The sequence below is a fragment of the Oscillibacter sp. genome, from assembly GCF_032018205.1.
Classification (GTDB): Bacteria; Bacillota; Clostridia; order Oscillospirales; family Oscillospiraceae; genus Oscillibacter.
Window position 1 is genome coordinate 230732 of sequence record NZ_DALZOY010000003.1, and the last position, 26063, is coordinate 256794.

Here is a 26063-nt window from a genome sequence, read left to right on the forward strand (position 1 = left end):
CGGGAGGAGCTACTCCGGGAGAAGGAGCTGCTGCGCACCACGCTCCAGTCCATCGGCGACGGCGTGGTCACCACAAACCGAGAGGGAATCATCACGGGGATGAACGCTGTTTCCGAGCGGTTGACGGGCTGGGGGGACGGACAGGCTTTGGGCAGGCCCTTTTCAGAGGTGTTTGTTCTGCGCAATGAGGAGACGGGACGACCGGCGGAGAATCCGGTGCAAAAGGTGCTGGAGACGGGGCTGGTAATGGGCCTTGCCAATCACACGGAGCTGGTGGACCGGCAGGGCAGACCTACTCCGATTGCCGACAGCGCCGCTCCTATCCGCGGGGATGAGCGTCAGGATACCATGGGCGTTGTGATGGTGTTCCGGGATGTCAGCAGCGAAAAGGCCCACAGCAGGGAAATTGAGTTTTTGAGCTATCACGACTCTTTGACAGGATTGTATAACCGCCGGTACATTGAAGAGACGATGAGCCGCATGGACGCGGCGGGAGAGGTTCCTGTCTCGGTGATTATGGCAGATGTAAACGGCCTCAAAATCACCAACGACGTGTTTGGTCACAGCGCGGGGGACGCGCTGCTTAAAAGTGTGGCCAAGATGATGCAGGAGTGCAGCGGCAGGGGCGATTTTGTCGCCCGGCTGGGTGGAGACGAATTTGTGATTCTTATGCCCGGGAAGGGGCTGGAGGAAGCGGAGGCGGTTATCCGGTGCATCAGAAGTATTCAGGTTGAAATCAAGGGGAGCAGTCTGGCGCTCAGCCTGTCGCTGGGGTGTGCGTGCAAGGACGACGCCGACACCGCCGTGCAGACCGCGCTGCAGCGGGCGGAGGAATACATGTATCAGCAGAAGCTGCTGGACGGAAAGAGCTATCGCAACGCCATCATCAGCACGCTGCTTGCAACGCTCTACGAAAAGAGCAACGAAACGGAGGAGCACTCCAAACGGCTGGAAAAATATTGCCACGCCATGGGCAAAAAACTTCAGCTCTCCTCCAAGGAGATGGACGAGCTGTCCCTCCTTGCCCTGTTGCACGACGTGGGAAAGGTGGGCGTTAATCCCGATATTTTGAGAAAGCCGGGGCCACTCACTGAGGCGGAATGGGATGAGATGAAGCGGCATCCCGAGATCGGCTTCCGCATCGCGCAGGCGACGCCGGAGCTTTCCAGCGTGGCGGAGATGATTCTTTCCCACCATGAGCGCTGGGACGGCGGGGGGTATCCCCGGGGGCTGAAAGGGACGGAAATTCCTATGGCCTGCCGGATTCTCGCGGTGGCGGACGCCTATGACGCCATGACCAGCAAGCGCGTGTATCGGCCGGCTGTCACTGTAGAGCAGGCCGCAGCGGAAATTCGGGAAAATATGGGCACGCAGTTTGACCCGCAGATGGCGGGCTTGATGCTGGAAGTGCTGCAAGAGGAATACGGGGATCTATTTTACGGGCCGCAGGCTTAGGGGGATTTTGATGAACACGGAGAAACAACCGCCTACCCATAATTGTTTCAAGTGGGAGAATCTGGGCGACGTCAAGAGCGGACGGAGAGACTTGGGCATGGATATGCCGGTGCTGGTCTATCGCCTGATGCAGTATACCATGCTGGATGTGCTGAGCCGGGAGTGCGGCACCCAGCAGGCCAACGCCTACTTTCGTCAGGCGGGCTATTTGGCGGGCGCGGAATTTGCGAAGCATGTGCTGGACCTGACAGTGGAGTTCGGCGGCTTGATGGCGGACCTGCAAAAGGCGCTCAAAGAGCTGAAAATCGGCATCTTGCGGATGGAAAGCTATGTGGAGGACACCGGGGAGATTGTGCTGACGGTGGCGGAGGATTTAGATTGCAGCGGCATTCCCGTCACCAATGAAACCGTATGCTACTACGACGAGGGCTTTATCGAGGGGATTCTGGAGGCGTACACCGGTGAAAAGTACACCGTGCGGGAAATCGACTGCTGGGCCAATGGCGACCGGGTGTGCCGCTTCCGGGGAACGCCGGTTTAAGCCGGGGCGGCATGGAAAGTGATGTGAGTGATGTATGAACTCGGCGGCGGAGATTTTGCAGGGATATCTGAAACAGGTGATGCACGACCCCGAGAGCGCCGTTTTAAACGTGGGGGAGCTGCCGGAGGAATTTCAGGAACTTGGAAACAGTATGGTTGCTTTCTGCAATTGTCTGGCGGACAACGCGAGACTTGCCAAGGCCATTTCCAAGGGGAATCTGAATGTAAAGCTGCCCCGACCCGACAATGAGCTGGCCGCTCCCCTGAAAGCGCTCCACGCCTCCCTCAGGCACCTGACGTGGCAGACCCAGCGGGTGGCCATGGGCGATTACCGTCAGCGCGTGGACTTTATGGGGGACTTCTCCGACGCCTTTAACACCATGATTGAGCAGCTTGGCCGGCGGAGGACGGTTCTCCTGGAGCAGATCCGCACCATGATGCAGAGCAGAAGTCTTTACGAAATGCTGGCGAAGCAGATCGAACAGCAGATCATTGTGACCGATGCGGATACCTCGGATATTCTGTTTGTCAGTAACGCGTCGAACGACCTTCCCGTCAGCGATGACGGCGCGACGGAGCTGCTTGCGTGGCTGAAGCGGCAGACAAACGCCATGCGGGGAAAGAGCGACATTTATGTGACGGAGCTGGAGCTCCCGGCGGACGGCGGCAAGACACAGAATTTTTCCGTGTCGGTGCATCCCCTGCGCTGGGACCAGTACAATGCTATGGCGTTTGTGCTGGCCGACATCAGCGCGGAGCGGGAGCAAATGCGGAAGCTTCAGAATATTGCAAATTTTGACACGCTGACCCAACTGAACAACCGGCGGTATGGAATGGAGACGCTGGAGAAGTGGATTGCGGAGAAGCGGAGCTTTGCCCTTTGCTTCATCGACATGGACGATTTGAAGCAGGTCAATGACCGGTACGGCCACGAGGAGGGCGACCGGTATATCATGGCCATGTCCGGGGCCATGCTGAATTTCTCTCCGGATGCGGTGGTCTGCCGCATCGGCGGGGACGAGTTTATGCTGCTTGTGGAAAAATGGGATGCGGAGGCAGCGGCGCAGCGCATGGAGCAGCTTCGCGGCAGTCTTGTGACGGCAGGCGCGGACTATGACCGCAGCATGAGCTACGGCGTGATTTCGGTGGGACCGGATAACACCATGCAGGCGGGGGATCTGCTGGCCGCCGCCGATGAAAAAATGTACGAATACAAGCGGGCCTATAAGCTGCGGCAGAGAAAGCGGAAGAAATAATTCCGGTTTTTACGGTGGGGTATGGGCGTATTCCGCTCCAAAATATTTTACATAATATTTATTACAGGATGAAATTCTAAACAAACCCTGTAACCATTACTGTAACCTCCTGATGCTATAATATAGCAAGTTTAAAAAAGTCCAAGAGGAAGGAACGTGGCACAAATATGGAGGACAAGCGGTGGGATAGCCGGTACTGCGACACCGTGGTTTGCGTGGACGAGTGCGCAGACGGCGCGTGGAGAGGGCGGCTGATCAATCCGGGGCTTGAGGAGCCCGTTGCGTTTCGCGGCGTGATGCAATTTCTTCTGGAGATGGAGAGATTGCTGGACGATACAAGATTTCCGGAGCCTTTTGCGCGTACGCGCACCTTCGCTTCGGTGGAGCCGCCTTTGGCGGGCACGGCTTCGGGCCCGGAGCAGGGCCGCGCGGCTACGTTCAGTCTGCGAATTTTATTTCGCCAAAACGCAAGTTGGCAGGGCTCCGTCCGGTGGCTGGAGGGCCGCAGGGAAGAGAGCTTCCGTAGTGTGTTGGAGCTTTTGCTGATGATGAACAGTGCATTAGGTCAGGAAAGGCCCAGCGGGGAGTAAAGCTGCTCTCATAAGCCGGAAGTGCTGTGATTTTTGAAGTCGCTCCCACCCGCCTTACGGTTCCGGAGAAGCGAGACGGTAAAACCCACAGAACCCATCAACGGAGGTCCGGGCATACGCCCGGACCTCCGTTTGCCTGTTTTAAAGGGCCTAGAAGAAGCGCTTTGACCCAGCAGTTTCGGGGCCATTTGAGGTTTATCCGGCTGCAAAACGCGCCCGTCTTAAGGAAAATATTTTGCCTGAGAAAACGGAATCATCGGTTTGTTCATAATTTGTTCATGAATGAATGCGCGTTTTCCGTTATCTTAAGAGATAAGTATGGTGAAAAAGTATGCAATGCGTGCGATGGAGGGAAAACATGAAAGCGTTTTGGAAGAAGAAGCTGCCCGCGTTTTTGCTGGCGGCCCTGATGCTGGCGGGAACCGCCATCCCCGCTGCGGCAGACGATCCTCCGCCGGGGCATAATTTCAGCAGTCTTTGGTCGAAAAATGAGTCGGAGCACTGGCACGACTGCACGGACCCCAACTGCACCGAGAAAACCGCCGTGGGCGCCCATGAGGAAGGCGAATGGCAGGATGCGGGAAACGGAACCCATCACAAGGTTTGCAGAGTCTGCGGATACGAAATTGAAAGTCAGGTGCACCATCTGTCGCAGACGGTGACCTCCTCTATCCCGGCGACCTGCGCGCAGGCAGGAAAGAATTATTACGCCTGCATGGACGGCTGCGGATATCAGCGGGAGGAAATTGTCCCCGCGTTGCCCCATACCCTGTCCGGGGAATGGAAGTACAGCGACACGGAGCACTGGCATCCCTGCGCGGTGTGCGGGCAGGAGTATCCGGGCAGCAGGGCCGCCCACACCTACGAGGCAAGCTACACCTCGGACGCCACCTATCACTGGCAAAGATGCACAACTTGCAACGGTACCTCCGCCAAGGTGGCCCATGTGGACGCGAATAACGACGGGGTATGCGACGTGTGCATGCGGGGCGGGCTGCCCGTCTCCGCAAAATACACCGTGACGTTTATCAACGCCGGGAGTACCTATGGTACGCCTCAGAGCGTCAATAAGGACGGGCTTGCCACCGTGCCCGGAACGCCCTCCAGAAGCGCGGCCAACTGCACGTATAGCTTCAGGGGCTGGACCACGTCTAACCCCGGCACCGCAGCCCCCTTTTTCGGGCAGGCCGTCTATACCTCCGCCCAAGTGGCGGCAACGAAGGTGACGGCGAACATTGTGTGGTACGCGGTTTATTCTCTGAGTGCCGCGAATCAGAGCGCGGCGCTGGACCTTACCGGGACGGGAGAGACCACCGTGGGCTCCTCCATCCAGAGCAAGCTTAACAGCGTGTTTTCGGGCCTGACAGGTCGGAATTTTGTGAATGTGTCGCTCTCCGGCATGTCCACCTCCTCTTATGGAATGCTGTATGCCAACAGCTCCAGAACCGATCTTGCCCGGACCTATACATACAGCGGGGGGAGCTATCCCATCGCCAGCGTATACTTTGTGCCCTCCGGCACGAGGGGGACCAGTTCCGTGACCTATACCGCAACAGACGGATACAGCACCGTTCAGGGGACTCTTTCCATCACCAGCAACGGCAGCAGCAACTACGGCACCACCATCAATTATACGGTGCAGCCCGGAGAGCGGGTGTCTATGGATCGGGCGGACTTTAACAGGGCGTATCAGTCCCGCTATTCCGATACAGTCCGCTGGGTGGAATTCACCTCCGTCACAGCCTCCTCCTCCGGCAACGGAACCTTCTATTATAATTATGGGGGATCTAACCGGAAAGAGCTGTCCCTTTCCGACGTGGATGATTATTCGTACTATTACAGCAGCTCCAGCTACGGATCCTATCCTATTGATGACCTCAGCTTTTTAGCCGCCTCCGGCGCGTCCAAGGGAACCGTCACCGTCAATTACCGAGCGTATTATTCCAACAGCCGGTATGTGGAAGGCGTGATGGAAATTCAAATCAACGGCGCCGGTTCCGGAGAGACAATTACCTATAAGGCAAGTCCGGGTGAGGCGGTCTCACTGGACATCGGCGATTTTAGGCGCGTGTTTCAAAATGGCCAGTCGGGCTACGAGTTTCGGTTTGTCACCTTTTTGACCACCTCCGCCTATGACCAGACGGACGGACTGCTGTACTACAATTACGGCGGGAGAAGCGAAACCGCCTTCAACAAGAATAATTACAACACCTATATTTATTATGTGGATAACTCCAAATACGGGGACTATCCTCTCAGCGAAATGAGTTTTGTGACCTCCTCCAGCTTCAGCGACAGCATACGGCTGCCCTTCCGGGCCTATTACGACGCAGGCCGCTATGTGGACGGGGTTCTGGAGATTCAGGCGGAGGACACCGTGCTCCGGGGGGATATCCGGTATAATACCACCGGTGGAACCAATGTGCAGATTAACCCCAACGACATCGCCCGGTTTATGAATCAGGCGTATTCCGGCTCCGTGCTCCAATCTGTGAAGCTTGGGGGTGTGCCGGACACCGGGACGCTGTACTACAATTACTACGGTGTCAGCAGTTACGGAACAACAGGTCTAAAGCTTACCACCGGCAACTGCGGTAGCCAGCTTTTGTATTTCAGCCCCTCCGGGGCAAGTCAGTACGCGCTGAGTGAGCTGACATATGTGCCCACCGGAAACAACTACTGCACCACGATTCCCTTCACCGCCTACGGAAGCGGGAACCGCACCGCGCAGGGCACCATTCTCATCAGCGTCAACAGTGCGATTGTGCAGGACGTGTATGGGGCCACACCCATGAACACCTCCGTCACCTTCCCGGCGGACGCGATTTACAAAGCGGTTTCCTCGTCGGCTTCCGGCTCTTCCATGTCCAGTCTCCAGTTTCTGGAGCTGCCCGCCTCCCGGCAGGGGACGGTTTACGTGGGCACCGGCTCCGTCAGGGCCGCGACTGGCAGCCGCTATGTCTATTCCGGCAGCTCCGGCAGCGGGCGAATCGGGGATTTGCGCTTTATGCCCGCCTCGGGATTCACCGGCTCGGTGGAGATGCCCTACGTGGCGTACAACAGCGCAGGCAAGGCCATTACCAGCGGCAGATTCTGCCTGGGGATTGTCAGCGGGCTCAAGAGCTATGGAGACGTTGGTTCCTCCGTGTGGTGCTATAAATATGTGGCGGAGCTGAGCGACGCGAAGGTCATCGACGGTTATCCTGACGGCTATTTCAAGCCGGACAAAACCGTGACCTATGGGCAGGCGCTGAAGCTGATCATGCTGGCTGCGGACTATAAGACGCAGTCTCCCACCGGCAAGCATCCCTTCAGCGGCTATCTCTCCCGCGCCAAGTCCGACGGGCTGCTTACCGGTGTGAAGGAAAGCGATTTGGACCGGCCCATCAGCCGTCTGGCGGTGGCGCAGATTACCGCCAAGTCCATGAAGCTGAACCTGAGCAGTCTTTCCAGCGTAAAGCCCTTTACGGACACCGGCGACGTCTACGTGCAGGCGCTCAGCGCTGCCGGAATTGTGGAGGGGTATTTCTCCAACGGAACCAGCACCTTTAAGCCCGCAAATACCATGACCCGGGGCCAGATTTCCGCTGTTGTATGGCGGATGAACCGGGCGGGATAGGGCAGGCCAAAATAAGCGGAAGCGCCCCCACCGCCGCATGAAACGCGGCGGTGGGGGCGTTGTTTTTATGGAAAGCATCGTTGAAAGGATGCACCGCAGAAATCGGCACAGGAAAAAAGGTCCCCTGAAAAATATTTTGGGAAAATATAAATTTAGGGGTTGACAGAACTGGCTGTCCGTGGTATTTTAAATGTGCAGTTAGTTATAACTAATCGAACACGCCGGATGGCCCGATGCAAATGGGGGCAAAGGACCTCTCACGGCGCGAAAGGTTGTCGCTGACAGGCTAGGAGTCTTTTCCACATTGGATGTGCAATTTGCGTATTCACTCCCCGGTTTGGCTGACACCGGGCGGACAGCGGAAAAGCTTCCGTTTCCTTTCTTTTCCTTTATTTCCTGTTTTCCCTCATGAAAGGCCCCGGGCGGACGCCATACCGCCCGGGGCCGAACTCTGCCCATGGGCCGCCGGTTTCCGGCGGCCTTTTTGCCGAATGACAGGTCGCGACGGAGAAGGAAATTCAAAGCTTCACTCTTGCATTTCTCTGCGGAGTATCGTATGATGTAAGTATCTGGAATAGAAAACGATTGCGTAAGACTAAACGCATGGAAAGGAGCCAGATTATGCTGAGAAGGCCAAAGGTTTTGGTGGCTGGCAGCTTTATGATGGATTTGATTGCGTCCACGCCCAGAGCGCCGTCTGCGGGAGAGACGGTCATTGGGACCGATTTTCGTACCGCACCCGGTGGGAAGGGCTCAAATCAGGCGGTTCAATGCGCCCGCTTAGGCGCGGAAGTCACCATGGTGGGACAGGTGGGAGACGACGCTTTCGGCCGGGAGTTGCTTGGCGCGGCAGAGCGCTCCGGCGTGGATGTGAGCCGGGTGCTGAAGGACCCAGCCAAAGCCACCGGCATTGCGCACATTCTTCTGGAGATCACGGAAAGCGGCGCGCAGAACCGTATTACAGTGGTTCCCGGGGCAAACTATTCTACAACATGCCAGCAGGTGGCGTGGCTGAAAGACGAAATCGGGTACTTTGATCTGGTGCTGCTTCAGCTTGAGATTCCCATGGAGATCAATATAGCCGTGGCGCAGTACGCCAAAGCGGCGGGAGTACCAGTGATGCTGAATCCCGCCCCGGCGGCGGTGCTTCCGGAGGAACTTTTGCGCTGCGTCACCTATCTTTCGCCCAACGAGCACGAGGCAGCGCTCCTCACGGGCCTGCCCCTACGGGTGGACGAACGTGGCGTTGACCGGGAAGATGTGGAAGCGGTTTCGGCGGCGCTGCTTCGCTGTGGGGCGGAAAACGTGATGATTACGCTGGGCGAAAACGGCTCTGTTGTGGCAGGCTCCGGCGAAATTGCATATACCCCCTGCGTGAAAATGCCGGAGGTGAAGGACCCCACCGCCGCCGGAGACTCTTTTGTGGCGGCCTTCTGCACCGGTCAGGCCGCCGGACTGCCCCGAGAGCAGGCGCTGGCCTTTGCCGCCCACGCCGCCGCCATCACCGTGTCCCGGATGGGAGCCATGCCGTCTCTCCCTACATTGGAGGAAGTGCAGGCCCTGATGCGGGAGCGGGAGTACAGTGGGTTTGACATCTCGGAGTTGGACGCACTGCGATAGGTACGGGACTTTGGACTTACGAAGGTGGGGCGGCGCGGCAAGATTGACTGCTTTGGCGCGTCCCTGATTTAATCAGAGGGAAGCCCCGCGATGCTGTATTAAGGGCTATCTTTGGAGAAAACTTGGAATGACCATCTAAATGATGTGTTCATAACAATTTGTGCCCGATGGGCCAACAGGAGAAAGAGCCGCAAGGGCGGCATGAATGAATGGAGGTTTCAGCATGAGCGAATACATGGAAAAACAGCCGTTGACAGAGGAATACCTGAAAAAGATGGATGCCTATTGGCGGGCGGCAAACTACCTGTCTGCGGCGCAGCTTTATCTGTTGAAGAATCCCCTGCTGCGAGAGCCTTTGCGCGCGGATCAAATTAAAAAGAAAATTGTGGGCCACTGGGGCACTGTCCCTGGGCAGAACTTCGTGTACGTCCACCTGAACCGCATCATCAAGCAGTACGATCAGGACATGATTTTTCTCTCCGGGCCGGGCCACGGGGGCAACTTCTTCGTATCCAACACCTATTTGGAAGGGACTTACAGCGAGGTGTACCCCAACGTGAGCCGGGATATGGAGGGACTGCAAAAGCTGTGCAAGCAGTTTTCCTTCCCCGGCGGCATCGCAAGCCATGTGGCGCCGGAGACGCCGGGTTCCATCAATGAGGGCGGCGAGCTGGGCTATTGCCTGTCCCACGCCTATGGCGCGGTGTTTGACAACCCCGGTCTGATCGCGGCTGTCACCGTGGGCGACGGCGAGGCGGAGACAGGCCCGCTGGCGACCTCGTGGCTTGGGAACCAGTTTTTGAACCCCGCCACCGACGGCGCGGTGCTGCCCATTCTTCATCTGAACGGCTATAAAATCAGCAATCCCACCCTCTTTGCCCGGATGAGCCATGAGCAGATTGACAGCTATTTCAAGGGCTGCGGCTGGAAAGCCCACTTTGTGGAGGGAGACGACCCCATGACCATGCACCGCCTGATGGCGGATACGCTGGATACGGTGATGTCCGAGATTCAGGCCATTCAGGCCGCCGCCAAGGCCGGGGAGACAACTTCCAGAGCGTGGCCCATGATCGTGCTGCGGACGCCCAAGGGCTGGACAGGGCCTAAGGAAGTGGATGGGAAAAAGGTCGAGGGAACCTTCCGTGCCCATCAGGTGCCTATCTCCATGGAGAAGCCCGAGCATCTGAAGATGCTGGAAGAGTGGCTTTTGAGCTACCGTCCGGAGGAGTTGTTTGACGAGAGCGGGCGGCTGATTTCCGCGCTTGAGGAATTGGCCCCGGAGGGCGGGCGCCGCATGGGTGCAAATCCCCACGCCAACGGAGGGAAGCTCCGCCGGGACCTGCGGCTGCCGGACTTTAGGGACTACGCGGTGGAGGTCCCCGCCCCCGGTGCGGTGGAAGCGCAGGACATGATCGAGCTGGGCGGCTATGTGCGGGATACCTTCCGGCTGAACGCCGACGCGAAAAACTTCCGTATTTTTGGGCCGGACGAAACCATGAGCAATCGCCTTGGCAAGGTGTTCGAGGTCACGGGCCGAAGCTGGAACAGCGCCACAGTGGAAGGGGACGAATTCCTCGCCGCCGACGGGCGGGTGATGGATTCCATGCTCTCCGAGCATATGTGCGAGGGAATGCTGGAGGGATATCTCCTCACCGGGCGGCATGGCTTCTTCGCCAGCTATGAGGCGTTTATCCGCATTGTGGACTCTATGTGCGCCCAGCACGCCAAGTGGCTGAAAACCTGCAATGAGCTGCCCTGGAGAGAGTCGATTTCCTCGTTGAACCTGATTCTTTCCTCTAATGTCTGGCAGCAGGATCACAACGGCTTTACCCATCAGGACCCGGGGTTTTTGGACCACATCGCCAACAAAAAGGCTGATGTGGTGCGGCTTTACCTGCCGCCGGATGCCAACTGCCTGCTTAGCTGCTTCGACCACTGCATCAAGAGCCGGGACTATGTGAACGTGCTGGTGACCAGCAAGCATCCCCGGCCCCAGTGGCTGACCATGGAGCAGGCCGTGAAGCACTGTACGCAGGGCGTTGGCATCTGGAACTGGGCCAGCAGCGATCAGGGAAGCGAGCCGGACGTGGTGATGGCCTGCTGCGGCGATACGCCGACGCTGGAGACGCTGGCGGCGGTGACCATTCTGCGGGAAAAGATGCCGTCCATCAAAATCCGGGTGGTAAACGTGGTGGATTTGATGAAGCTCCAGCCCGCCGCAGAGCATCCTCACGGGCTTAGCGACCCGGAGTATGATGCGCTGTTTACGGTGGATAAGCCCATCATTTTTGCGTTCCACGGCTATCACACCCTGATTCATGAGCTGACCTACCGCCGCCACAACCGCAACATCCATGTGTACGGCTACAAGGAGGAGGGGACGATCACCACTCCCTTTGATATGCGGGTACAGAACGAGGTGGACCGGTTCCATCTGGTGAAAAACGTGCTGCGGTATCTGCCGGAGCTGACGGGTCGCAGCGCCCATCTCATTCAGGAGATGAACGACAAGCTGGTGGAGCACGGCCAGTATATCCGGGAATACGGCGAGGACCTTCCGGAAATCCGCGACTGGAAGTGGCGCGGGTAAGAGGCCGCTGAAGAAGTAATTACCGGGCCGCCGGCTCTGCCAATCGCAGAACCGGCGGCTCATTGTCGAAAGAAAGGCAAATGTTTTTTCTTTGCGCTGTTACGTTCTGGACACCCAGCACGTCTATATGACAAAGAGAAAACGAGGGAAGGGGGAGAAGCTTGCTGCCGATTTATTTTGTGGTGATGGACGAGGATTGCGACAGGGAACTGTTTGCCATGGTCTATCAGCAGTTCTACAACAGGATGATGCGTGTGGCGCGGCAGATTCTGCCCTCACAAGCGCAGGCGGAGGACGCGGTTCACGACGCGTTTTTGAAGATTATCCAGCATTTTGACGATTTAAAGGCAGTGCCGGAGGAACGGCGGATTTACTGGGTCGTGACGGTGACGAAAAACGCCGCGCTGGACCTTTTACGAAAGGAGAGGCGGGATTTGCCCATGGATGAAGAAGTGCAGCGGCAGGTGCCCGCCGTGCCTGCGGAAGAGGGCGGCTTCCGTGCGCTGGTGGAGATCATCCGAAAAATGCCCGACACCTATCGCAGGGTACTGGAGCTGCGGTTTTTGACGGAGTGGAGCCATGCGGAGATCGCCCGGGAGCTGCACATCAGCGAGGGCGCGGTAAAAACCCGCGTGGCGCGGGGGCGGCAGATGCTGATTGAGTCCATGAAAGAGGAGGGGTACGTCTGTGAGTAAGCTGAATCTGGATGAGCACCTGACAACAGCTTTGATGGAGGCCCTGCGGGAGGACTGGGAGCAGGCTCTGGAGAGCGAGGAAGCCCCCCGGATGTCCTGGCGGCAGCGCCGTCGCCTCAAGCGGATGCTGGCGGACCCGAAGGGTTACTGCCGTCGGTATTTGCGGGACAGAGAGGAGCCCTCTCAAAACGGCGCGTTTGCAAGCCCCGGTGAGGTGCGTGTCAGAAGAAGGCATATGACGCGGGCGGTGATGGCTGCTGCTGCTGCGGCCCTGCTGGGCGGCTCCGCGTTGGCGTATTCCCTGACTGGTGGGGCGTTTTTTACCCGTATGTTTGACTTCTTCGGGCAGGAGCTGGGGCTGGACGCCGGTGTTGCCGACATGTCCCAGCTTGCCAAGACGGATGGCGCGGCTCTGGGCATCATTCTGGAGACGGACGAGCTGCGCGTTGAGCTGCTGGACGCGGTATCCGGCGGTTACATGTCTATGACCGCTCTGCGGGTGACCTGCAAGCAGTTGGACACCGTTTGGGAGAAGGACGAGACTGGGGAGGTCCTGTGGCAAGCCATGTTTGGCGACGTGGGTGGAAGCATCACGGACAACGCCACGGTTCACGGCAGCAGCTATCGGTACACGGGGGAGGAGCTGGGCGTGGAGCTGGCAAGCAATCAGTTCTGCCTGATTTTCAATACCAACAGCACTGAAACCATCGAGGCGGGGATCTATACGCTGAATCTGCACAATCTGGTGAAAAGCAGTTGGGAGACGGGGGATACGGTGCTGTACACGGGGGACTGGACACTGAATATCCCCTTGGAGGACGGCGGAAAATACGCCCGCACGGCGCTGGTTGGAGAAAACTATATTATCAGCGGGACGGAGTATCTTCTGGAGCGCGTTCAATATTCGCCTCTTTCCATGAACCTATATTTTTCCTCGGAAACGCCTGCGGCCGATAGGTTTGACTTTACCGACTATTCCGTGACGCTGAAGGATGGGAGGGTGCTGGACGGCCCGTGGCTGTTCTGCGGCGTGGGCAGCGGAAGTGATGCATCCGGGAGCAGCGCGCAGGTGACGCTGGAATTTAACGCACCGCTGAATGTGGAACAGATTGCCTCTGTCCAGTTCTGCGGTTATTCGCTGGACCTGACGGAAGCAAAATAAAAACAGAGAAGAGCCAAAACCGACGCGAAGCGCCGGGTATTTCCCATTTTTCGCCTAGCTTGAGAAAACCTGATTTCCGTAAGCATGTGGGCAATGGGAAGCGACATCCCGCCCGGAGATGTGGTTGAATCGCTTTGATGGGTTGCGGCTTTATGCGTTATTCCTGTAATCGGGGTAAATATAAAATTGAAGAGGCTGAGGAAGTAAATTCCTCAGCCTCTTGCCTTGCCCACGAAAAATCGGCGTATCATGCAAAAAACCGGCGTAAGCCGGTTTTTTGACACATCGCCCGAAGACAATGGCGCTTATTCAATCAATCCCGGTCACGGAAAGCGCTTGAGGTCTTAGTCCGTGACGTAGGGCAGCAGAGCAATCTGACGGGCACGCTTGATGGCCTCGGTCAGCTCGCGCTGATGCATGGCACAGGTGCCGGTGGTGCGGCGGGGCAGAATCTTGGCCCGCTCGGAGATGAAGCGGTGAAGCTTCGAGGCGTCTTTATAGTCGATGAACTCCGTCTTGTCCGCGCAGAACTGGCAAACCTTGCGGCGCTTGTTCCGGTTCATGGGACGAGAGGGTCTGGAATCACGATCATAAGCCATGATAAATTCCTCCTTTTACAAAAATGGCGCTGACAGACGGTCAGAACGGCAGTTCGCCGTCTTCTTCCCCGATCTCAGCAAAATCGGAGTGGGCGTCCACGGGGGCCGGAGCATGTCCTCCGGCGGGCGCACCGTAGGCCGGAGCGTGATAACCGCCGCCGGACTCTCCGTCGCGCTTGGAATCCCCAAAATACACGTTATCGGCCACGACCTCGGCGGAGCGGCGTTTGCCGCCCTCCTTGTCGGTCCAGTCGCGAAGCTGCAAGCGGCCCTCCACAACGGCCATGCGGCCCTTGGTGAAGTATTTGCTCACAAATTCTGCGGTGGTGCGCCAGGCGACAATGTCGATGAAATCCGTCTCTTTTTCACCGCTCTGGGACTTGAAGTCCCGATCCACGGCCAGAGAGAAGGAAGTCACGGCGGTGCCGCTGCCTGTGCGGCGCAGCTCGGGGTCCCGGGTGAGACGGCCCATGAGAATAATCTTATTGAGCATATCCTGCCCCCTTATTCGCCCTTGCAGACGATCAGGGAACGCATGATGCCGTCCGTAATGCCGAGAATACGGTCCAGCTCACGGGGGAAAGCCGCGGGGCTGTTGAACGTCATCAGCACGTAGTAGCCCTCGTTTTTGAAGCTGATGGGATAGGCCAGCTTGCGGCTGCCCCACTCCTCGACTTCCACGTTGGAGCCATTCTGCTCGGCGAGGGTTTTGAACTTCGCCACCAGAGCGGCGGTGTCTTCCTCACTGCGTGCAGGGTCGATAATGTAGACGACCTCGTAATTGGCGGTAATTTTTGCCATTTTTGCACCTCCTTTTGGACATATGGCCCCCATTCAAGGATGGGGGCAAGGATATGCTTGCAGACTGCAAGCCCTATTATTATACAGGAAAGGGGTCAAATGTCAAGAAATATTTAAAAACAGCCCGATTGGCTTCCCAAGCGCCGCATACGCGAACGCGCGGGTCAGCCAATGTTGGAGCGCAGGGGAAAGCGGAAAACGCATTCTCCGGAGCCGAGGTCGTAATAGCAGAACGCGCCGTCTTGCACGGTGGCGCACAGGCCGTTCCAGATCGAAGGCTCGTAAAACATGGAGCCGTCGTCTCTGATGGAGAGGAGAGACTGCTTTTCCCTGTCCAGAATATGCATGTTGGGGGCGGCAGAATCGGAATCATCGCGGGTGAAATAGTAAAGCTCGCCGGTGACGTTGTCCGTGACGGGGCTGCGGCCGTGCCCGTCGCTGCCGCCGCCGCTCCACTCCGGCCACTCCGGGTCAAAGCCTTCCGGCGGGTCGGGACTGAGGGAGCTGTCGGCAAGGTTGAAATAGCAGAAGGGGCGCCAGTCCTCCAGCGCGGTGTCAAAGCCCTCCACATAGAGCACGCCGTCCTTGGAGGCAAGGGAAGGGCCGCCCTCGTATCCGAAATACGGGGAGTCGGAGGCGCGCAGATAGGGCGCGATGGCATCTCCGGAAAAATAGGCGGCGGTTTTGCCGTCCTTGTCCAGCACGGTGACGGAATTGTCCGGCTGAACGACCGCCAAATGGGCCTCATCCACATATTCTGTCCCGGCGATGCCGAAGTCCCGCACCCAGCGGCCGTCCGTGGCGGCCACGGTGCAGGAGAACTCCCCGGCCAGAGAATCCCGCCCGTTGCCCGTCCCGGCGGACGGATCGCCCTTTTGCAGAAGCAGAAAGGGCGCGGCGGAACGGCCCTGGGTGTAGCGGGAGACGGTATAAATATTTGCGTAGACCGGCTCTGTGACAACCCGCCCGTCTGTGGTGACCAGACCATACAGGGGCAGACTGTCTGTAATATAGTTGCTGACGGACAGCGACGCCCCCAGATAGGGGATTAGAACCCCGTAATCGCTTCGTGGGGTGAGGGTATCGCCCTGATAGGGCGCGAACCGGCTGTAAAGAGGTTTCGGCGCGGCAGGCTTGTAGGGTGTGAGCTTGGACCAGTCTGTATATACCGGGGAGACCGGCTCCGGGCTTTCCTTGGAATCGGAACCCGGCGCACCGCAGCCTGCCAGAAGCATTAGGGCAGACAGGCTTGCAACAATCCGCGCGCGGCTCATTTCGCCGTCTCCGCCGCAGTGACGGGGACATAGCCCTCGTGGGCCACCAGATTCTGCCCCTCGTCGGAGAGAATCCAGTCATAGAGTACCTGCGTGGCCTCCGTGGGGTGCTCTGCGCAGACCACGTAGTAGTTGTTCAAAAAAGGATAGTCGCCGCTGCGAATGGTGCCCCCGGTGGGGACAACGCCGTCCACCGCCAGAATTTTCAGGCCGTCGGCCATGTTCATGTCGTTGGCATAGTAGTACATGGTGTAGCCGATGGCGGAGGGGGAGTCGTCATAGGCGGCAACGGCCTCAATCAAATCTCCCATTTCGCCCCGGACGTAATCCGACGGGGCCTCCATCATGGGAAGGCCTTTCATCACCAGCTTGTTCATGGCGGTCTGGCTGCCGGCTTCTTCGTTGCGCTGGAAGGGAATGATGGGCAGGTCGTCGCCGCCCACGTGGGACCAGTTGGTGATTTCACCGGTATAAATTTTTTGGATTTGCTCCGTGGTCAGGCTGTCTACCGGATTGTCCGCATTGACCACGAATACCAGCGCGTCAATGGCGAAGGGCTCCATCTGCCACTGGAAGTTTTGCTCCTCCTTCTCCTGCCAGATGATCTCTGGCGGCTCGGCGGCAATAAGCAAATCGGTGCTTTCACCGTCGCTCCACATCAGCATCCGATAGGACTGGGTGGTTTTTGAAAAGTTAAACAGGTCGCTTACCTCATCCCGCGTCTCTCCCAAAAGGACGCTGGCGATGGCTTGCGCCAGCGGGACGGTGGAGGTGGAGCCGTCCAGACTGGGGAAGTTTTCCCGGGTAAAGGCAAACTGCTCCGCCTGAGACTCTGCCGGGGCGGAGGAGGAAGGTGCGGAAGCGGAGGGATCGGAGGATGCACCGGGGGCGCCGCAGGCAGAAAGCGCCAGAACGGCGGCGAGCAGGAGCCAAGAGACAAGACGGTTTTTCATCGTGAAACTTCCTTCCTTGATATTTGGCGGCGGTCGCGCCGGATTTCTGCTGGCCGGACGGCAAAGGTACAAAAATACCCATTCTAAAGCCATTGTAGCCAAGAAGCATTTAAAATGCACAAAAAAGCGGCAACAAGTTATGTCAAATTGGTAACGGGTTTCCAGTTTTGCATAGAGATCAAAAAGGTATGCTTCGGAAATTCAGTGAAATGAAACAACATACAGCAGTAAAAAACTTTTTATTTGAGGAAAGAAAAAAATTTATATAATTATGGAAAATTATTGTAGCTTTTGTCACCAAATGACGATATAATGGGTGCAGATTTGATAATGGGAGGGAAGCTGCATGGAAAACCGGGAAAAGCAGAATTCAATGGCGCTTCATCGGCGGTTAGCAGTAGGGTTTGGAGCGGTCAATCTCGTCACGGTACTGATTACGTTAATCAGCGTGGCCGTGATGGTGCGTCTGCATGCCGCGGGCAGTGTTTCAGCGGGCTTTATGGCGGGCTTTTCCGGCGGGGGGGGGGCATTGGCGATTCTTTCGATTGTGCTGAGTGTGATTGCGTGCAGTCGGCTTGAGCGCAGCATGACGCGGCCTCTGAAAATCCTGAACGACATTGCGACCCAGCTTTCTCAGGGAGATACGTCGGCCAACGTAAAGGTGCTTACCAACGATGAGGTGGGCAGGCTGATGCAGGCATTTAAGACCATGGTGGAGAGCACCAGACGGCAGGCACAGGCCGCCGAAACAATTGCCAAAGGGGATTTGACCGCGCAGGTGGCGTTGAACTCCGACAAGGACGTGCTGGGCATGGCGCTGAACCACATTGCGGAGAACAATAGCCGGATGCTTTCCCGCATCCGGGCGGCTTCCGGTGAAATCGCGGTCGAGGCCGGGCAGATTTCAGAGGCAGGAGGGCGCCTTGCGGAGGGCTCTAGCCGACAGGCCGGCTCCCTTCAAGAGCTGGCGGCGGCGGTGGAGCAGGTGAAATCCAACATCGACCTCAGCGCACAGCATGCCGCGAAGGCCCGCACCCAGGCCAACAAGGTCAGCCACGATGCGGAGGACGGCAGCGGACACATGAGCGAGATGCTGGAGGCGATGGACGAAATCAGTGTTTCCTCCACGAATATCTCCGGCGTGATGAAAGCGATTGAAACTATCGCGTTTCAGACCAATATCCTGTCGCTGAACGCCTCCGTGGAGGCGGCGCGGGCCGGACAGTACGGCAAGGGCTTTGCCGTGGTGGCGGACGAGGTGCGCAATCTGGCGGCGCGCTCCGCCAAGGCCGCGCAGGAGACTGCCGACATGGTGAAGGATTCTGTTCAGCGGATTGAGCACGGCACGCGGATTGCCCGGGAAACTGCCGATGCGTTCCATAAAATTGTGGACGGCATCCATGAGGTGGCGGATCTGGCGGAAAAAATTGCCGACGCAGCGGCGGCGCAGGCCGCAGGCGTATCCGCCATCAACGACGAAATCGGGCAGGTGTCCGCCACGGTGCAGGCCAACTCCGCCGCGACGGAGGAAAGCTCTACCTCAACGGTTACCCTCTATCGGCAGGCTGAAGAGCTGAAGTCGTTGGTGCAGACCTTCAAGCTGAGGGCGAATTGACGTCGTTTCTCACAAAACGCCTATAAAAAGAACGGACCCTTGCAAGTATGATAATACCGGTCAGATATTAAGCAAAAAAGCAGGGTTTGTTACAAAAGTTTTAAATCTGCGTGAGTTGCAATTTTTTCAATGATTTTGTACTTGTCTGAAAATTCCTTGTATTTTCAAGGGGCATCACCGTTTCTTCAAAATGCGTGATTGCAATATTCTGAAATAATCTTAAAGCATATACGACACAGAGAATACACAGTGAAACCTAAAAACATCTAAAAATCTACACAGTGAAAAATTAGCTGTTTAGAATAGACTGTTCCAGTGCAGTCACGTATTCCGCCAGCTTGTCCGCCGCGCTGCGCTTGTGTCCGTCTCGCAGATGCGTGTAGACGGCCTCCAGAACCTGCGGCGTATCTCCTACGATCTCAGCCGCCTGCCGGGGGTCTATTCCAGCTTCATAGCAAATTGTGGCGAAGCTATGCCGGAGACAATGAGGCGTGATAGGAAATGTCTCTACGAGTTCTCCACTATCAAGCTGTTGGATTTCATTCAGCCCTGCCTCCCGACAATAGGCCCTCCACAAAGATTGAATTTCAGAGGCCCGCATAAAGCCACCGTCCTTGCCGGGGAACAGCAGCCCGATTCGGTTTTTAGGAATGCGCGCCGCCAGAGACGGAAGAAGCGGGATGTCTCGCCGACCATTGCGGCTTTTCAGATGATCTTCCAAGACAGGGACTTGCCCTGTGTAGGACAGTTTCTTGGTGATGTGAATGCAGCCCGCTTTGCGGTCAATGTCGCTGTAAGACAGGGCTAGAGCTTCGCCACGGCGGCAGCCGGTAAACATGAGAAAGTACCCCAGTGACACGTCTGCATCTTTCTTGTGGCTTTCCAGAAGCACTAGCGCCCGCTCCTGCTCATCCGTCAAGGACTCGCGCCGTTTCGGGGGCGGCGTGTGCTTTGGAAGCCGTACTTTGTCCGCGGGAGAGGCAGCGACATCCCCGGAAACCACGGCAGAATCAAATATCATTTTTACTACCGCCAATTCAATTTGAGCGGTATTCCGGCTGTGCGTTTTTGAAAAGTCGGAGATTTGCCGTTGCAAGTCCTGCGGTGCAACCTCAGAGGCATGTTTGTCGCCCAATGATGCTATTAGACGAGCCACAGCGTAAGAATAAACCCGGCGGGTGCTCTCCGAAATTTCGCTCTCGTGGGCGGTCTCCCATTCTTTTGCAATGTCCTTGACTTTCCTACCTTTGCTTGCGACTTCCTTGTAGGCTAATATCTTCCGATCTACCTCGCGGTCAGACTTGCCACGAAAGGGTACTCGCTTGCCGTTGATGGTCTTGATCGACTCATGAAGTCCATCAGGGCGTACATAGTATTTCGCCATAGTAATAAAATCCCCCTTTTCATCGCGTCGCAACTGTGATAATATAGGGGCGCAGAGGCCCCAAGGATAAATCCCCCTTGAAAAATCTGCTCTTGCCGTCCCGGTGTTGGTAGCGCCGGGACGGTGCTTTTTTATTTTGCGATAGTCATAATTATGTGGCAGGATGCGCATCTGGATATTCCGCGTAGTGAGTTTTTCATATAGATTTCAGCCGTTCCAGCGCAGACAGGGCACGTATAGCGTACGGCCTTTGGATACCTACGCTGGGGTAACGTTGACACCGCATCCACCGTGTGAAGAAACAAATCAAATTGTGCCTCAGAGAGCATTACAAGCTCACGCTTGGCAAAGGGTATCTTTTCTTAGTCATGACCCTGCCTTGACAAACAAGGGACTGATTACTTTCATTTGTAATTACAACATCGCAGTCGGCCCGATCTCTATTTAAGGAGAATAGGTACGTAATCCCAAGTACTCTGTCATAATGGTATTGCTTGCAGACGGTGCCACCATCTACGCAAAAAACGCCGATATCTCCGTCGGACAGCGCGTCGTGGTTTACAAACACCATTGAACCGTCCGGAAAATGCGGTTCCATGGAATCCCCCTGAATGCGTATCGCAAACGCCGCGCCCGCCGGGTCGTCCGGGCCCAATTCGTAAGGCTCGTAGTCCTGTCCGACCAGGGGGGTTGCGATTCCTGCGGCAGCGGGCTCCAGAAACAGGTTGATAACTTTGGGTTCCTGTTCAGATTCTGCATTTTGGAAGAATCGCGATTCATCCGCAACCCGTGCTATCTCCACATCGGTTAAATCCCTAACCGCCTGTTTACCCCAATTGTCTAAGCTGTCATAATCTTTTGCCAATTTTTGCGCCTCTCCTGAATAGGGGGAGGCGCTTTCTTTTCCTTGGTCTTGACTGATCCCAAGAGTGCTAATTCCTTCCCTCATAAGTTCGAGTATCGCCTTGCTTTGTGAGTTGATTCCACTTTTAAATCTGAATTTGTTTACAATATCTAATTCTTTATCACTTAAAGAAATTGTGTATCTTGCTTTTTCGGTCGCCATGCTTTGCACCTCCCATGTGCGCATTGTATCACGGGTTCACCACTTTGTAAAGAGAAAAGAGACACAGTGATGACTAAAAGTGATGCACTTTTATGTTTGAAATGTCAATTGAAAGTGCTGCACTTTTTGTAGTATACTCCAATTAGTACATCACTGGTGATTAAATATTTAAAGTGCAACACTTGGAGGGACTTATATGACTAATATGAAGCGCGTTACACTTTCGCTTCCCCGAGATCTTGAAGAAACCTTGTCCACCCTCAAATCAGACCCCCGCTTTATGGATATGACAAACTCCCAGATCATGCGCTACCTACTCCGCGTTGGGGCCAGAACAGAAAAACTCAAATCTTAATCAAGAAAGGAGGCCGTTAAGCCTCCTTCCTAAGAAACCTCTTTATCTCGGCGGACTGCACTTGGAACAGGCCGTGTACCCTTGGGACTTAGCACTGGATAGCGAGATAGCTATTTGGCTTTTCCGAAGATACTGGCATCCGTCACGGTGGTATTTCTCTCCGGTTTTGGTTACATACACAGTTACGGTTTTAGTATCTTCCGTGGTCTGGGCCGCTTTGCTCGTAGACGCGGTGTTACTGGCAGAGGTAGTCGTGCTACTTTTGACGGATGCTTTTCCGTCTATCACCCCTGCGGCATAGCCCGACTTATATCCGGCATCCTTGCCCGTAGAAAGACCTTCGTCGTACCCCGCAGAGTGACCAGTGTCCATTCCTTCATCGTATCCGGCATTCTTACCTTCGGCGTATCCCGTGTCGTAGCTAACCGCTAAGCCCTCTTGGTATCCAGAATCACGTCCAGCGGTTTCACCCGATTGATACCCTTCCGTGTATGCGGCATCGTGTCCAGCGTCTGCACCTGCTTGGTAAGACGCGCTGGAAGCTCCCACCAATATGAGAGCCGCAATTATACCACTGAGGATTCTCTTTCGCGTAAATCGCAAACCAACACCTCCCCAAAATTTACCATAATTCTACACCTTTCCCCATAAATGTTCAATGCCAATTAATTGGAGGTAAATTTGTGAAAAAGAAACAGTACAGGCCCGGGTGGACCCCACCTGATGCAGTTGCGTGGTGCGACTTCCACCAGCGGGGCATGAACTACCCATACATTCGGCGAAAGCGATGCCTGTTCCGCCGTCATTGCAGCCGCCCCTGCAAGCATCTGCAATGGTTTCCGGTAACGGCGGGACGAAAGGAGGACGAGCCCTCATGAGCAGGGAATCAGAATTTTACCGGGACAATTTGGAACAAGTGCTTGAGTATTCAAAAGGTCGTCAGATGTTGAATATCAAAGAGACGATGGAATTTACCGGAATCAAAAGCTATGCGACGGTAGGCAAGATGTTCCCGTTTTTCAACGGATATATCAGCGTTGCCACACTGGCCCGGTGCATGGCAAGGAAGGAGAAGTAATGAGCCAAAAATCAGAAAAGTACGCCCGCAACCTCACTGCACGCATGGACAAGCTGGAACAGGACTGCCGCTTTGTTGCGGCGCTGCACAGCATCAGCGATGACAAGGCAACGGAGCTGCGCCGCCGGACCCGCGAAAAGGCCCGCCTTGCAAGACAGTGGCGGCAGCGGTGTATATGGCTGGCTGTTGTTGCAGTGGTGCTGGCTGTGGCCTTGTGCCTGACCCTCAAGGTTAGGGCGGACGCCGCGCCGGTGGGGGAGTCTCCTATTGAATCCATTCCCATTGTGGCGGTGGCGCCGGAGGACTTTGAAAACGAAAAGATTGAAGCGGCTTTGCTGGAATGCGCCAATGTGATTGAGGACTGCACGGTGACATGGTACACATCAGACACCTGCAACAAGCAGCCGGGGGACCCGGCCTATGGCATTACATATTCGGGCTTGCCCGTGGTAGAGGGCCTTACCTGCGCCGTGGACCCCGACGTGATTCCGTTGTACTCCGATGTATTTGTCCGGTACGCGGACGGCACAGTGGAGCAGCTTTGGGCCACGGACACCGGTGTGAAGGGGAATGCAATTGATATTTACACCCCGGACTACGATTACGCCATCCAGTGCGGGCGGCAGAGTTTGACGGTGTGGTGGGTGGGAACGGAGGCGAAGACGGATTGAGTTTAACTATAAAGCCGATCCATCTAAAGCCAGCGCGGGAATATGTCAGATTATATCACCGGCACAATATCCCACCGGTCGGCGGTAAGTTCGCAGTGTCCTGCTACGACGGCGATCGGTTGTGCGGTGTAGCGATCTGCGGGAGGCCGACGGCCCGAAGATCAGATAACGGCACAACGTTGGAAATCTACCGAAATTGCACTGACGGGACCTATAACGCTTGCTCCAAACTGTACGGAGCCTGCTGCCGTATTGCAAAGGGGATGGGCTATCAGCGAATAGTCACTTACACCCTTGAAAGCGAAAATGGCGCATCCCTAAGAGCTTCTAACTTTACGTTCGAGGGGATGGCTGGTGGTGTAGCGTGGACTGGAACACGCCATCGGGATTACTACATATCGCCGGAAGAAATGAAGAACCGATGGTCAAGGGAGGTATCCTCATGAAACCCCACTACCTCATCTGCACCCGCTGCTATAAGCGGTGGAACGTATCCCGGCTGCGGGACGGGAGGCCTTACATATGCCCCGAATGCGCAAAAAAGTGCCGCCCCCGGTGTGCAAGACCGAAAGCGGCAAGAGAAAAAAGGTATATGCCCTATTATTGGGCGGGAAAGGTGATTTGTCAAGATGAAGACGGAAAAATGCCGCGATGCGCCCGATTCGCTCACCCGTGGGGAGGCCGCTGCCGCGCTGGGCGTGTCGACGTACTGGGTGGACAGGCTGGCGAGGGAAAACAAGCTGTTAAAAGACCCGCAGAAGCGAATCACTAGAAGTAGCTTGGAGCGGTTCCAAATTGGTAACGCAAAAAAGATTGAAGCGGCACAGGCAGAAGTGCTTCACGCCTACGAGATCGGCCTTTCCATGAATCTTATAGAAATCGTGGCGGACAACGCTATCCGCGACCATAGTATCCTGCTGCCCGGTAGACTGACCGCGCGGCAGTTCACATACCAGACTATCTACAATTACGTAATGAAGGAGAAAAAACATGGCTGCTATTAAATCCGAATTGACCCTCGGCCTGTCGCTGAGCAATGAAAATATTGAGGTGCTGACGCGCTTCTGTGAGTCCGTGGACTTCCTCAAATCGGCATCGCAGTCCGGGGCGGAAGTCAAGCTGCATTGGCCTGAGCCCGCAGCCGCGCCCGTACAGGTGACCACCCCTGCGGCAGTTATGCCCCCTTTCCAGCAGCCCCCGGTGTCCACGCCTGTGGCAAACCCTACCCCTGCGGCTTCACCTTCTGCCCCCAACCCCGCCTACACGACTGGTGTCCAGCCGCAGACCGCCGTACCTACCGCCCCTAGCTTCACCCCGGCAATTCCGGCGATCACCCCGCCCGCACCGGTAGCGCCTACCGCAGCCCCTACGTATACCATGGACCAGATTGCAAAGGCGGGAGCCGAACTGGCGCAGGCTGGCAAAATGCCGCAGCTTTTGGGTCTGTTGCAGCAGTTCGGCATTCAGGCAATCAACATGCTGCCGCAGGAGCAGTACGGAGCCTTTGCCATGGCACTACGCGGATTGGGGGCGCAGCTCTGATGCCAACGCCTGAATACCACGCCCGAAAGTCCCCGTCCTCCGCGCACCGCTGGATTCACTGCCCCGCCTCCATCAAGTTGAGCGAGGGCATCCCAACGACCACCAGCCCCTACGCGGAGGCGGGCAGACTGGCCCACTCCATAGCGGAGTTAAAAGCCCGTAAGCGATTCATGGTGTTGAACAAGCGCACGTTCAACGCGCAGTTGAAAAAGCTGCAAGAGGACGAACACTATGCCGCCGAAATGGACGGGTACACGGACCTGTATGTTGAAACGCTGGAACAGCACGCCATGGCGTTTCACTCCGCACCGTTCATTGCATTGGAAACCTCTGTCCCAGTGGGCATCTTCACGCAGGAACTCAAAGAGGACGGAACCCCGGCTACGGGAACTGCCGACTGCATCCAGATCGCCGAAGGGGTCTTGTGGATCACGGACTATAAAAACGGCGCTGGTGTGCCGGTGGACGCCGACTACAACCCGCAGATGATGACCTACGCGCTGGGCGCGTTGGCTATGTATGCACTGGTCTACGGCGACTCCATCCAGACCATCCGATTGACCATTGTTCAGCCTGCGTTGCACAGCGTGTCCGACTGGGAGATCAGCCGCGCGGAGCTGGAGGAATGGGGAAGGGAAGTCCTGACCCCTGCCGCAGTGCAGGCGGACAGGGAAGACCCCGGAGAGCCTTTCCCCGGTGACTGGTGCCGGTTCTGTCCCTTGAAGAACCAGTGCCGGGAACGGGCGAATAAGGTTCTGGCGGTGGAGGCGTTCGGCAAGAAGCTCCCGCCGCTGCTCTCTGATGCCGAAGTTGGACAGGCTCTCCAGCGGGCGGAGGGGCTTGTAGCTTGGTACAAAGACCTGCAAGACTATGCGCTGCAATCGTGTTTGGAGGGAAAGCAGATCACTGGTTTCAAGGCGGTGGAGGGCCGCAGCAGCCGCGCTTGGGACGATCTGGACGCCGCCTTTGCAGATATCCAGCAGCACGGCGTGGCGGAAGCCATTCTGTGGGAGCGCAAGCCCGTGACCGTAGCTGCCTTGGAAAAGGCGCTGGGAAAGAAGACCTTTATCGAAGCCGCTGGCGGGCACGTAACCGTAAGCCCCGGCAAGCCCACGCTGGTTTCTGAATCCGATAAACGCCCTGGTTTCAACGCTGCCGCGCAGGCATTTAACCCGATTAACTGAAAGGAAGTACATTT

At 56.5% G+C, this 26063-nt stretch carries 24 protein-coding genes; 17 read left to right on the forward strand and 7 right to left on the reverse strand.

Annotation, left to right across the window (positions count from 1 at the left end):
* The 9 genes from RTU96_RS03950 to RTU96_RS03990 all read left to right on the forward strand — a co-directional run.
* Positions 1-1455: HD domain-containing phosphohydrolase (locus tag RTU96_RS03950; RefSeq protein WP_312635091.1), on the forward strand; the 1455-nt coding region annotated here is incomplete at its 5' end.
* Between the two features lie 10 nt (positions 1456-1465).
* Positions 1466-1996, forward strand: coding sequence for a 4-vinyl reductase (locus RTU96_RS03955; RefSeq protein ID WP_312635092.1), 531 nt, complete (start codon positions 1466-1468; stop codon positions 1994-1996).
* 34 nt (positions 1997-2030) lie between these two features.
* Positions 2031-3251: a diguanylate cyclase domain-containing protein gene (locus RTU96_RS03960; protein WP_312635093.1), complete on the forward strand. Its 1221-nt coding sequence runs from the start codon at positions 2031-2033 to the stop codon at positions 3249-3251.
* 167 nt (positions 3252-3418) lie between these two features.
* Positions 3419-3841, forward strand: coding sequence for a hypothetical protein (locus tag RTU96_RS03965; protein ID WP_312635094.1), 423 nt, complete (start codon positions 3419-3421; stop codon positions 3839-3841).
* A 358-nt stretch (positions 3842-4199) separates the two neighbouring features.
* On the forward strand, positions 4200-7460 hold the full coding sequence (locus RTU96_RS03970; protein ID WP_312635095.1) for an S-layer homology domain-containing protein: 3261 nt from the start codon (positions 4200-4202) through the stop codon (positions 7458-7460).
* Positions 7461-8081: 621 nt separating this feature from the next.
* On the forward strand, positions 8082-9080 hold the full coding sequence (locus RTU96_RS03975; protein ID WP_312635096.1) for a ribokinase: 999 nt from the start codon (positions 8082-8084) through the stop codon (positions 9078-9080).
* Between the two features lie 223 nt (positions 9081-9303).
* Complete coding sequence (locus RTU96_RS03980) at positions 9304-11670, forward strand: phosphoketolase family protein (RefSeq protein WP_312635097.1); 2367 nt, start codon at positions 9304-9306, stop codon at positions 11668-11670.
* Between the two features lie 161 nt (positions 11671-11831).
* Positions 11832-12365 carry a sigma-70 family RNA polymerase sigma factor gene (locus tag RTU96_RS03985; RefSeq protein WP_312635098.1) on the forward strand — a complete coding sequence of 178 codons (534 nt, stop codon included), beginning with the start codon at positions 11832-11834 and terminating at the stop codon, positions 12363-12365.
* Complete coding sequence (locus tag RTU96_RS03990; protein ID WP_312635099.1) at positions 12358-13527, forward strand: hypothetical protein; 1170 nt, start codon at positions 12358-12360, stop codon at positions 13525-13527. Before RTU96_RS03985 ends, RTU96_RS03990 begins: the two co-directional genes overlap by 8 nt.
* 344 nt (positions 13528-13871) lie before the next feature.
* Here the strand turns inward: RTU96_RS03990 and rpsR are convergent, their stop codons facing one another.
* The 5 genes from rpsR to RTU96_RS04015 form a co-directional block, all read right to left on the reverse strand.
* Positions 13872-14126 carry a 30S ribosomal protein S18 gene (gene rpsR / locus RTU96_RS03995; RefSeq protein WP_293008565.1) on the reverse strand — a complete coding sequence of 85 codons (255 nt, stop codon included), beginning with the start codon at positions 14124-14126 and terminating at the stop codon, positions 13872-13874.
* Positions 14127-14166: 40 nt separating this feature from the next.
* Positions 14167-14619: a single-stranded DNA-binding protein gene (locus RTU96_RS04000; RefSeq protein ID WP_293008563.1), complete on the reverse strand. Its 453-nt coding sequence runs from the start codon at positions 14617-14619 to the stop codon at positions 14167-14169.
* An 11-nt stretch (positions 14620-14630) separates the two neighbouring features.
* A complete protein-coding gene (gene rpsF / locus RTU96_RS04005) occupies positions 14631-14927 on the reverse strand; it encodes a 30S ribosomal protein S6 (RefSeq protein ID WP_293008561.1) in 297 nt (98 codons plus the stop codon).
* A 164-nt stretch (positions 14928-15091) separates the two neighbouring features.
* Complete coding sequence (locus RTU96_RS04010; protein ID WP_312635100.1) at positions 15092-16201, reverse strand: hypothetical protein; 1110 nt, start codon at positions 16199-16201, stop codon at positions 15092-15094.
* Positions 16198-17154: a substrate-binding domain-containing protein gene (locus RTU96_RS04015; RefSeq protein WP_312635101.1), complete on the reverse strand. Its 957-nt coding sequence runs from the start codon at positions 17152-17154 to the stop codon at positions 16198-16200. The genes RTU96_RS04010 and RTU96_RS04015 overlap by 4 nt, the downstream gene beginning before the upstream one ends.
* A 346-nt stretch (positions 17155-17500) precedes the next feature.
* Here RTU96_RS04015 and RTU96_RS04020 point away from each other — a divergent pair, with 346 nt between their 5' ends.
* Positions 17501-18769: a HAMP domain-containing methyl-accepting chemotaxis protein gene (locus RTU96_RS04020; protein ID WP_312635102.1), complete on the forward strand. Its 1269-nt coding sequence runs from the start codon at positions 17501-17503 to the stop codon at positions 18767-18769.
* A 289-nt stretch (positions 18770-19058) separates the two neighbouring features.
* Here RTU96_RS04020 and RTU96_RS04025 read toward each other — a convergent pair whose 3' ends face one another.
* Positions 19059-20153 carry a site-specific integrase gene (locus RTU96_RS04025; protein ID WP_312635104.1) on the reverse strand — a complete coding sequence of 365 codons (1095 nt, stop codon included), beginning with the start codon at positions 20151-20153 and terminating at the stop codon, positions 19059-19061.
* 328 nt (positions 20154-20481) lie between these two features.
* The gene (locus tag RTU96_RS04030) at positions 20482-21219 is read right to left on the reverse strand and encodes a S24 family peptidase (protein ID WP_312635105.1); all 738 of its coding nucleotides are present in this window, start codon (positions 21217-21219) and stop codon (positions 20482-20484) included.
* A 1038-nt stretch (positions 21220-22257) separates the two neighbouring features.
* On the opposite strand from RTU96_RS04030, the gene RTU96_RS04035 reads away from it, so the two are divergent.
* The 7 genes from RTU96_RS04035 (at position 22258) to RTU96_RS04060 (ending at position 26049) form a co-directional block, all read left to right on the forward strand.
* The gene (locus RTU96_RS04035) at positions 22258-22452 is read left to right on the forward strand and encodes a hypothetical protein (RefSeq protein WP_312158843.1); all 195 of its coding nucleotides are present in this window, start codon (positions 22258-22260) and stop codon (positions 22450-22452) included.
* A complete protein-coding gene (locus tag RTU96_RS04040; protein ID WP_293009565.1) occupies positions 22449-22652 on the forward strand; it encodes a hypothetical protein in 204 nt (67 codons plus the stop codon). The genes RTU96_RS04035 and RTU96_RS04040 overlap by 4 nt, the downstream gene beginning before the upstream one ends.
* Entirely contained in the window at positions 22652-23323 is a 672-nt protein-coding gene (locus tag RTU96_RS04045) for a 3D domain-containing protein (protein ID WP_312635106.1), read from the forward strand. Before RTU96_RS04040 ends, RTU96_RS04045 begins: the two co-directional genes overlap by 1 nt.
* A complete protein-coding gene (locus RTU96_RS14735; protein WP_397356405.1) occupies positions 23293-23769 on the forward strand; it encodes an XF1762 family protein in 477 nt (158 codons plus the stop codon). The genes RTU96_RS04045 and RTU96_RS14735 overlap by 31 nt, the downstream gene beginning before the upstream one ends.
* Before the next feature lie 183 nt (positions 23770-23952).
* Positions 23953-24327 (forward strand): DNA-binding protein, encoded by a 375-nt coding sequence (locus RTU96_RS04050; RefSeq protein ID WP_312635108.1) that lies wholly within the window; start codon positions 23953-23955, stop codon positions 24325-24327.
* A complete protein-coding gene (locus RTU96_RS04055; protein WP_312635109.1) occupies positions 24314-24865 on the forward strand; it encodes a hypothetical protein in 552 nt (183 codons plus the stop codon). The genes RTU96_RS04050 and RTU96_RS04055 overlap by 14 nt, the downstream gene beginning before the upstream one ends.
* A complete protein-coding gene (locus tag RTU96_RS04060) occupies positions 24865-26049 on the forward strand; it encodes a DUF2800 domain-containing protein (protein WP_312635110.1) in 1185 nt (394 codons plus the stop codon). Before RTU96_RS04055 ends, RTU96_RS04060 begins: the two co-directional genes overlap by 1 nt.
* Positions 26050-26063 lie beyond the last annotated feature (14 nt).

Bases quoted from the DNA above. Each gene is read 5' to 3' on its own strand.
- RTU96_RS03970 (WP_312635095.1), top strand. From the start codon at position 4,200: ATGAAAGCGTTTTGGAAGAAGAAGCTGCCCGCGTTTTTGCTGGCGGCC.
- RTU96_RS04055 (WP_312635109.1), top strand. From the start codon at position 24,314: ATGGCTGCTATTAAATCCGAATTGACCCTCGGCCTGTCGCTGAGCAAT.
- RTU96_RS04045 (WP_312635106.1), top strand. From the start codon at position 22,652: ATGAGCCAAAAATCAGAAAAGTACGCCCGCAACCTCACTGCACGCATG.
- RTU96_RS04015 (WP_312635101.1), bottom strand. From the start codon at position 17,154: ATGAAAAACCGTCTTGTCTCTTGGCTCCTGCTCGCCGCCGTTCTGGCG.
- RTU96_RS04025 (WP_312635104.1), bottom strand. From the start codon at position 20,153: ATGGCGAAATACTATGTACGCCCTGATGGACTTCATGAGTCGATCAAG.
- rpsF (WP_293008561.1), bottom strand. From the start codon at position 14,927: ATGGCAAAAATTACCGCCAATTACGAGGTCGTCTACATTATCGACCCT.
- RTU96_RS04030 (WP_312635105.1), bottom strand. From the start codon at position 21,219: ATGGCGACCGAAAAAGCAAGATACACAATTTCTTTAAGTGATAAAGAA.
- RTU96_RS04010 (WP_312635100.1), bottom strand. From the start codon at position 16,201: ATGAGCCGCGCGCGGATTGTTGCAAGCCTGTCTGCCCTAATGCTTCTG.
- RTU96_RS04040 (WP_293009565.1), top strand. From the start codon at position 22,449: ATGAGCAGGGAATCAGAATTTTACCGGGACAATTTGGAACAAGTGCTT.
- rpsR (WP_293008565.1), bottom strand. From the start codon at position 14,126: ATGGCTTATGATCGTGATTCCAGACCCTCTCGTCCCATGAACCGGAAC.
- RTU96_RS04050 (WP_312635108.1), top strand. From the start codon at position 23,953: ATGAAGACGGAAAAATGCCGCGATGCGCCCGATTCGCTCACCCGTGGG.
- RTU96_RS03960 (WP_312635093.1), top strand. From the start codon at position 2,031: ATGAACTCGGCGGCGGAGATTTTGCAGGGATATCTGAAACAGGTGATG.
- RTU96_RS04060 (WP_312635110.1), top strand. From the start codon at position 24,865: ATGCCAACGCCTGAATACCACGCCCGAAAGTCCCCGTCCTCCGCGCAC.
- RTU96_RS03980 (WP_312635097.1), top strand. From the start codon at position 9,304: ATGAGCGAATACATGGAAAAACAGCCGTTGACAGAGGAATACCTGAAA.
- RTU96_RS04000 (WP_293008563.1), bottom strand. From the start codon at position 14,619: ATGCTCAATAAGATTATTCTCATGGGCCGTCTCACCCGGGACCCCGAG.
- RTU96_RS04020 (WP_312635102.1), top strand. From the start codon at position 17,501: ATGGAAAACCGGGAAAAGCAGAATTCAATGGCGCTTCATCGGCGGTTA.
- RTU96_RS03975 (WP_312635096.1), top strand. From the start codon at position 8,082: ATGCTGAGAAGGCCAAAGGTTTTGGTGGCTGGCAGCTTTATGATGGAT.
- RTU96_RS03965 (WP_312635094.1), top strand. From the start codon at position 3,419: ATGGAGGACAAGCGGTGGGATAGCCGGTACTGCGACACCGTGGTTTGC.
- RTU96_RS03955 (WP_312635092.1), top strand. From the start codon at position 1,466: ATGAACACGGAGAAACAACCGCCTACCCATAATTGTTTCAAGTGGGAG.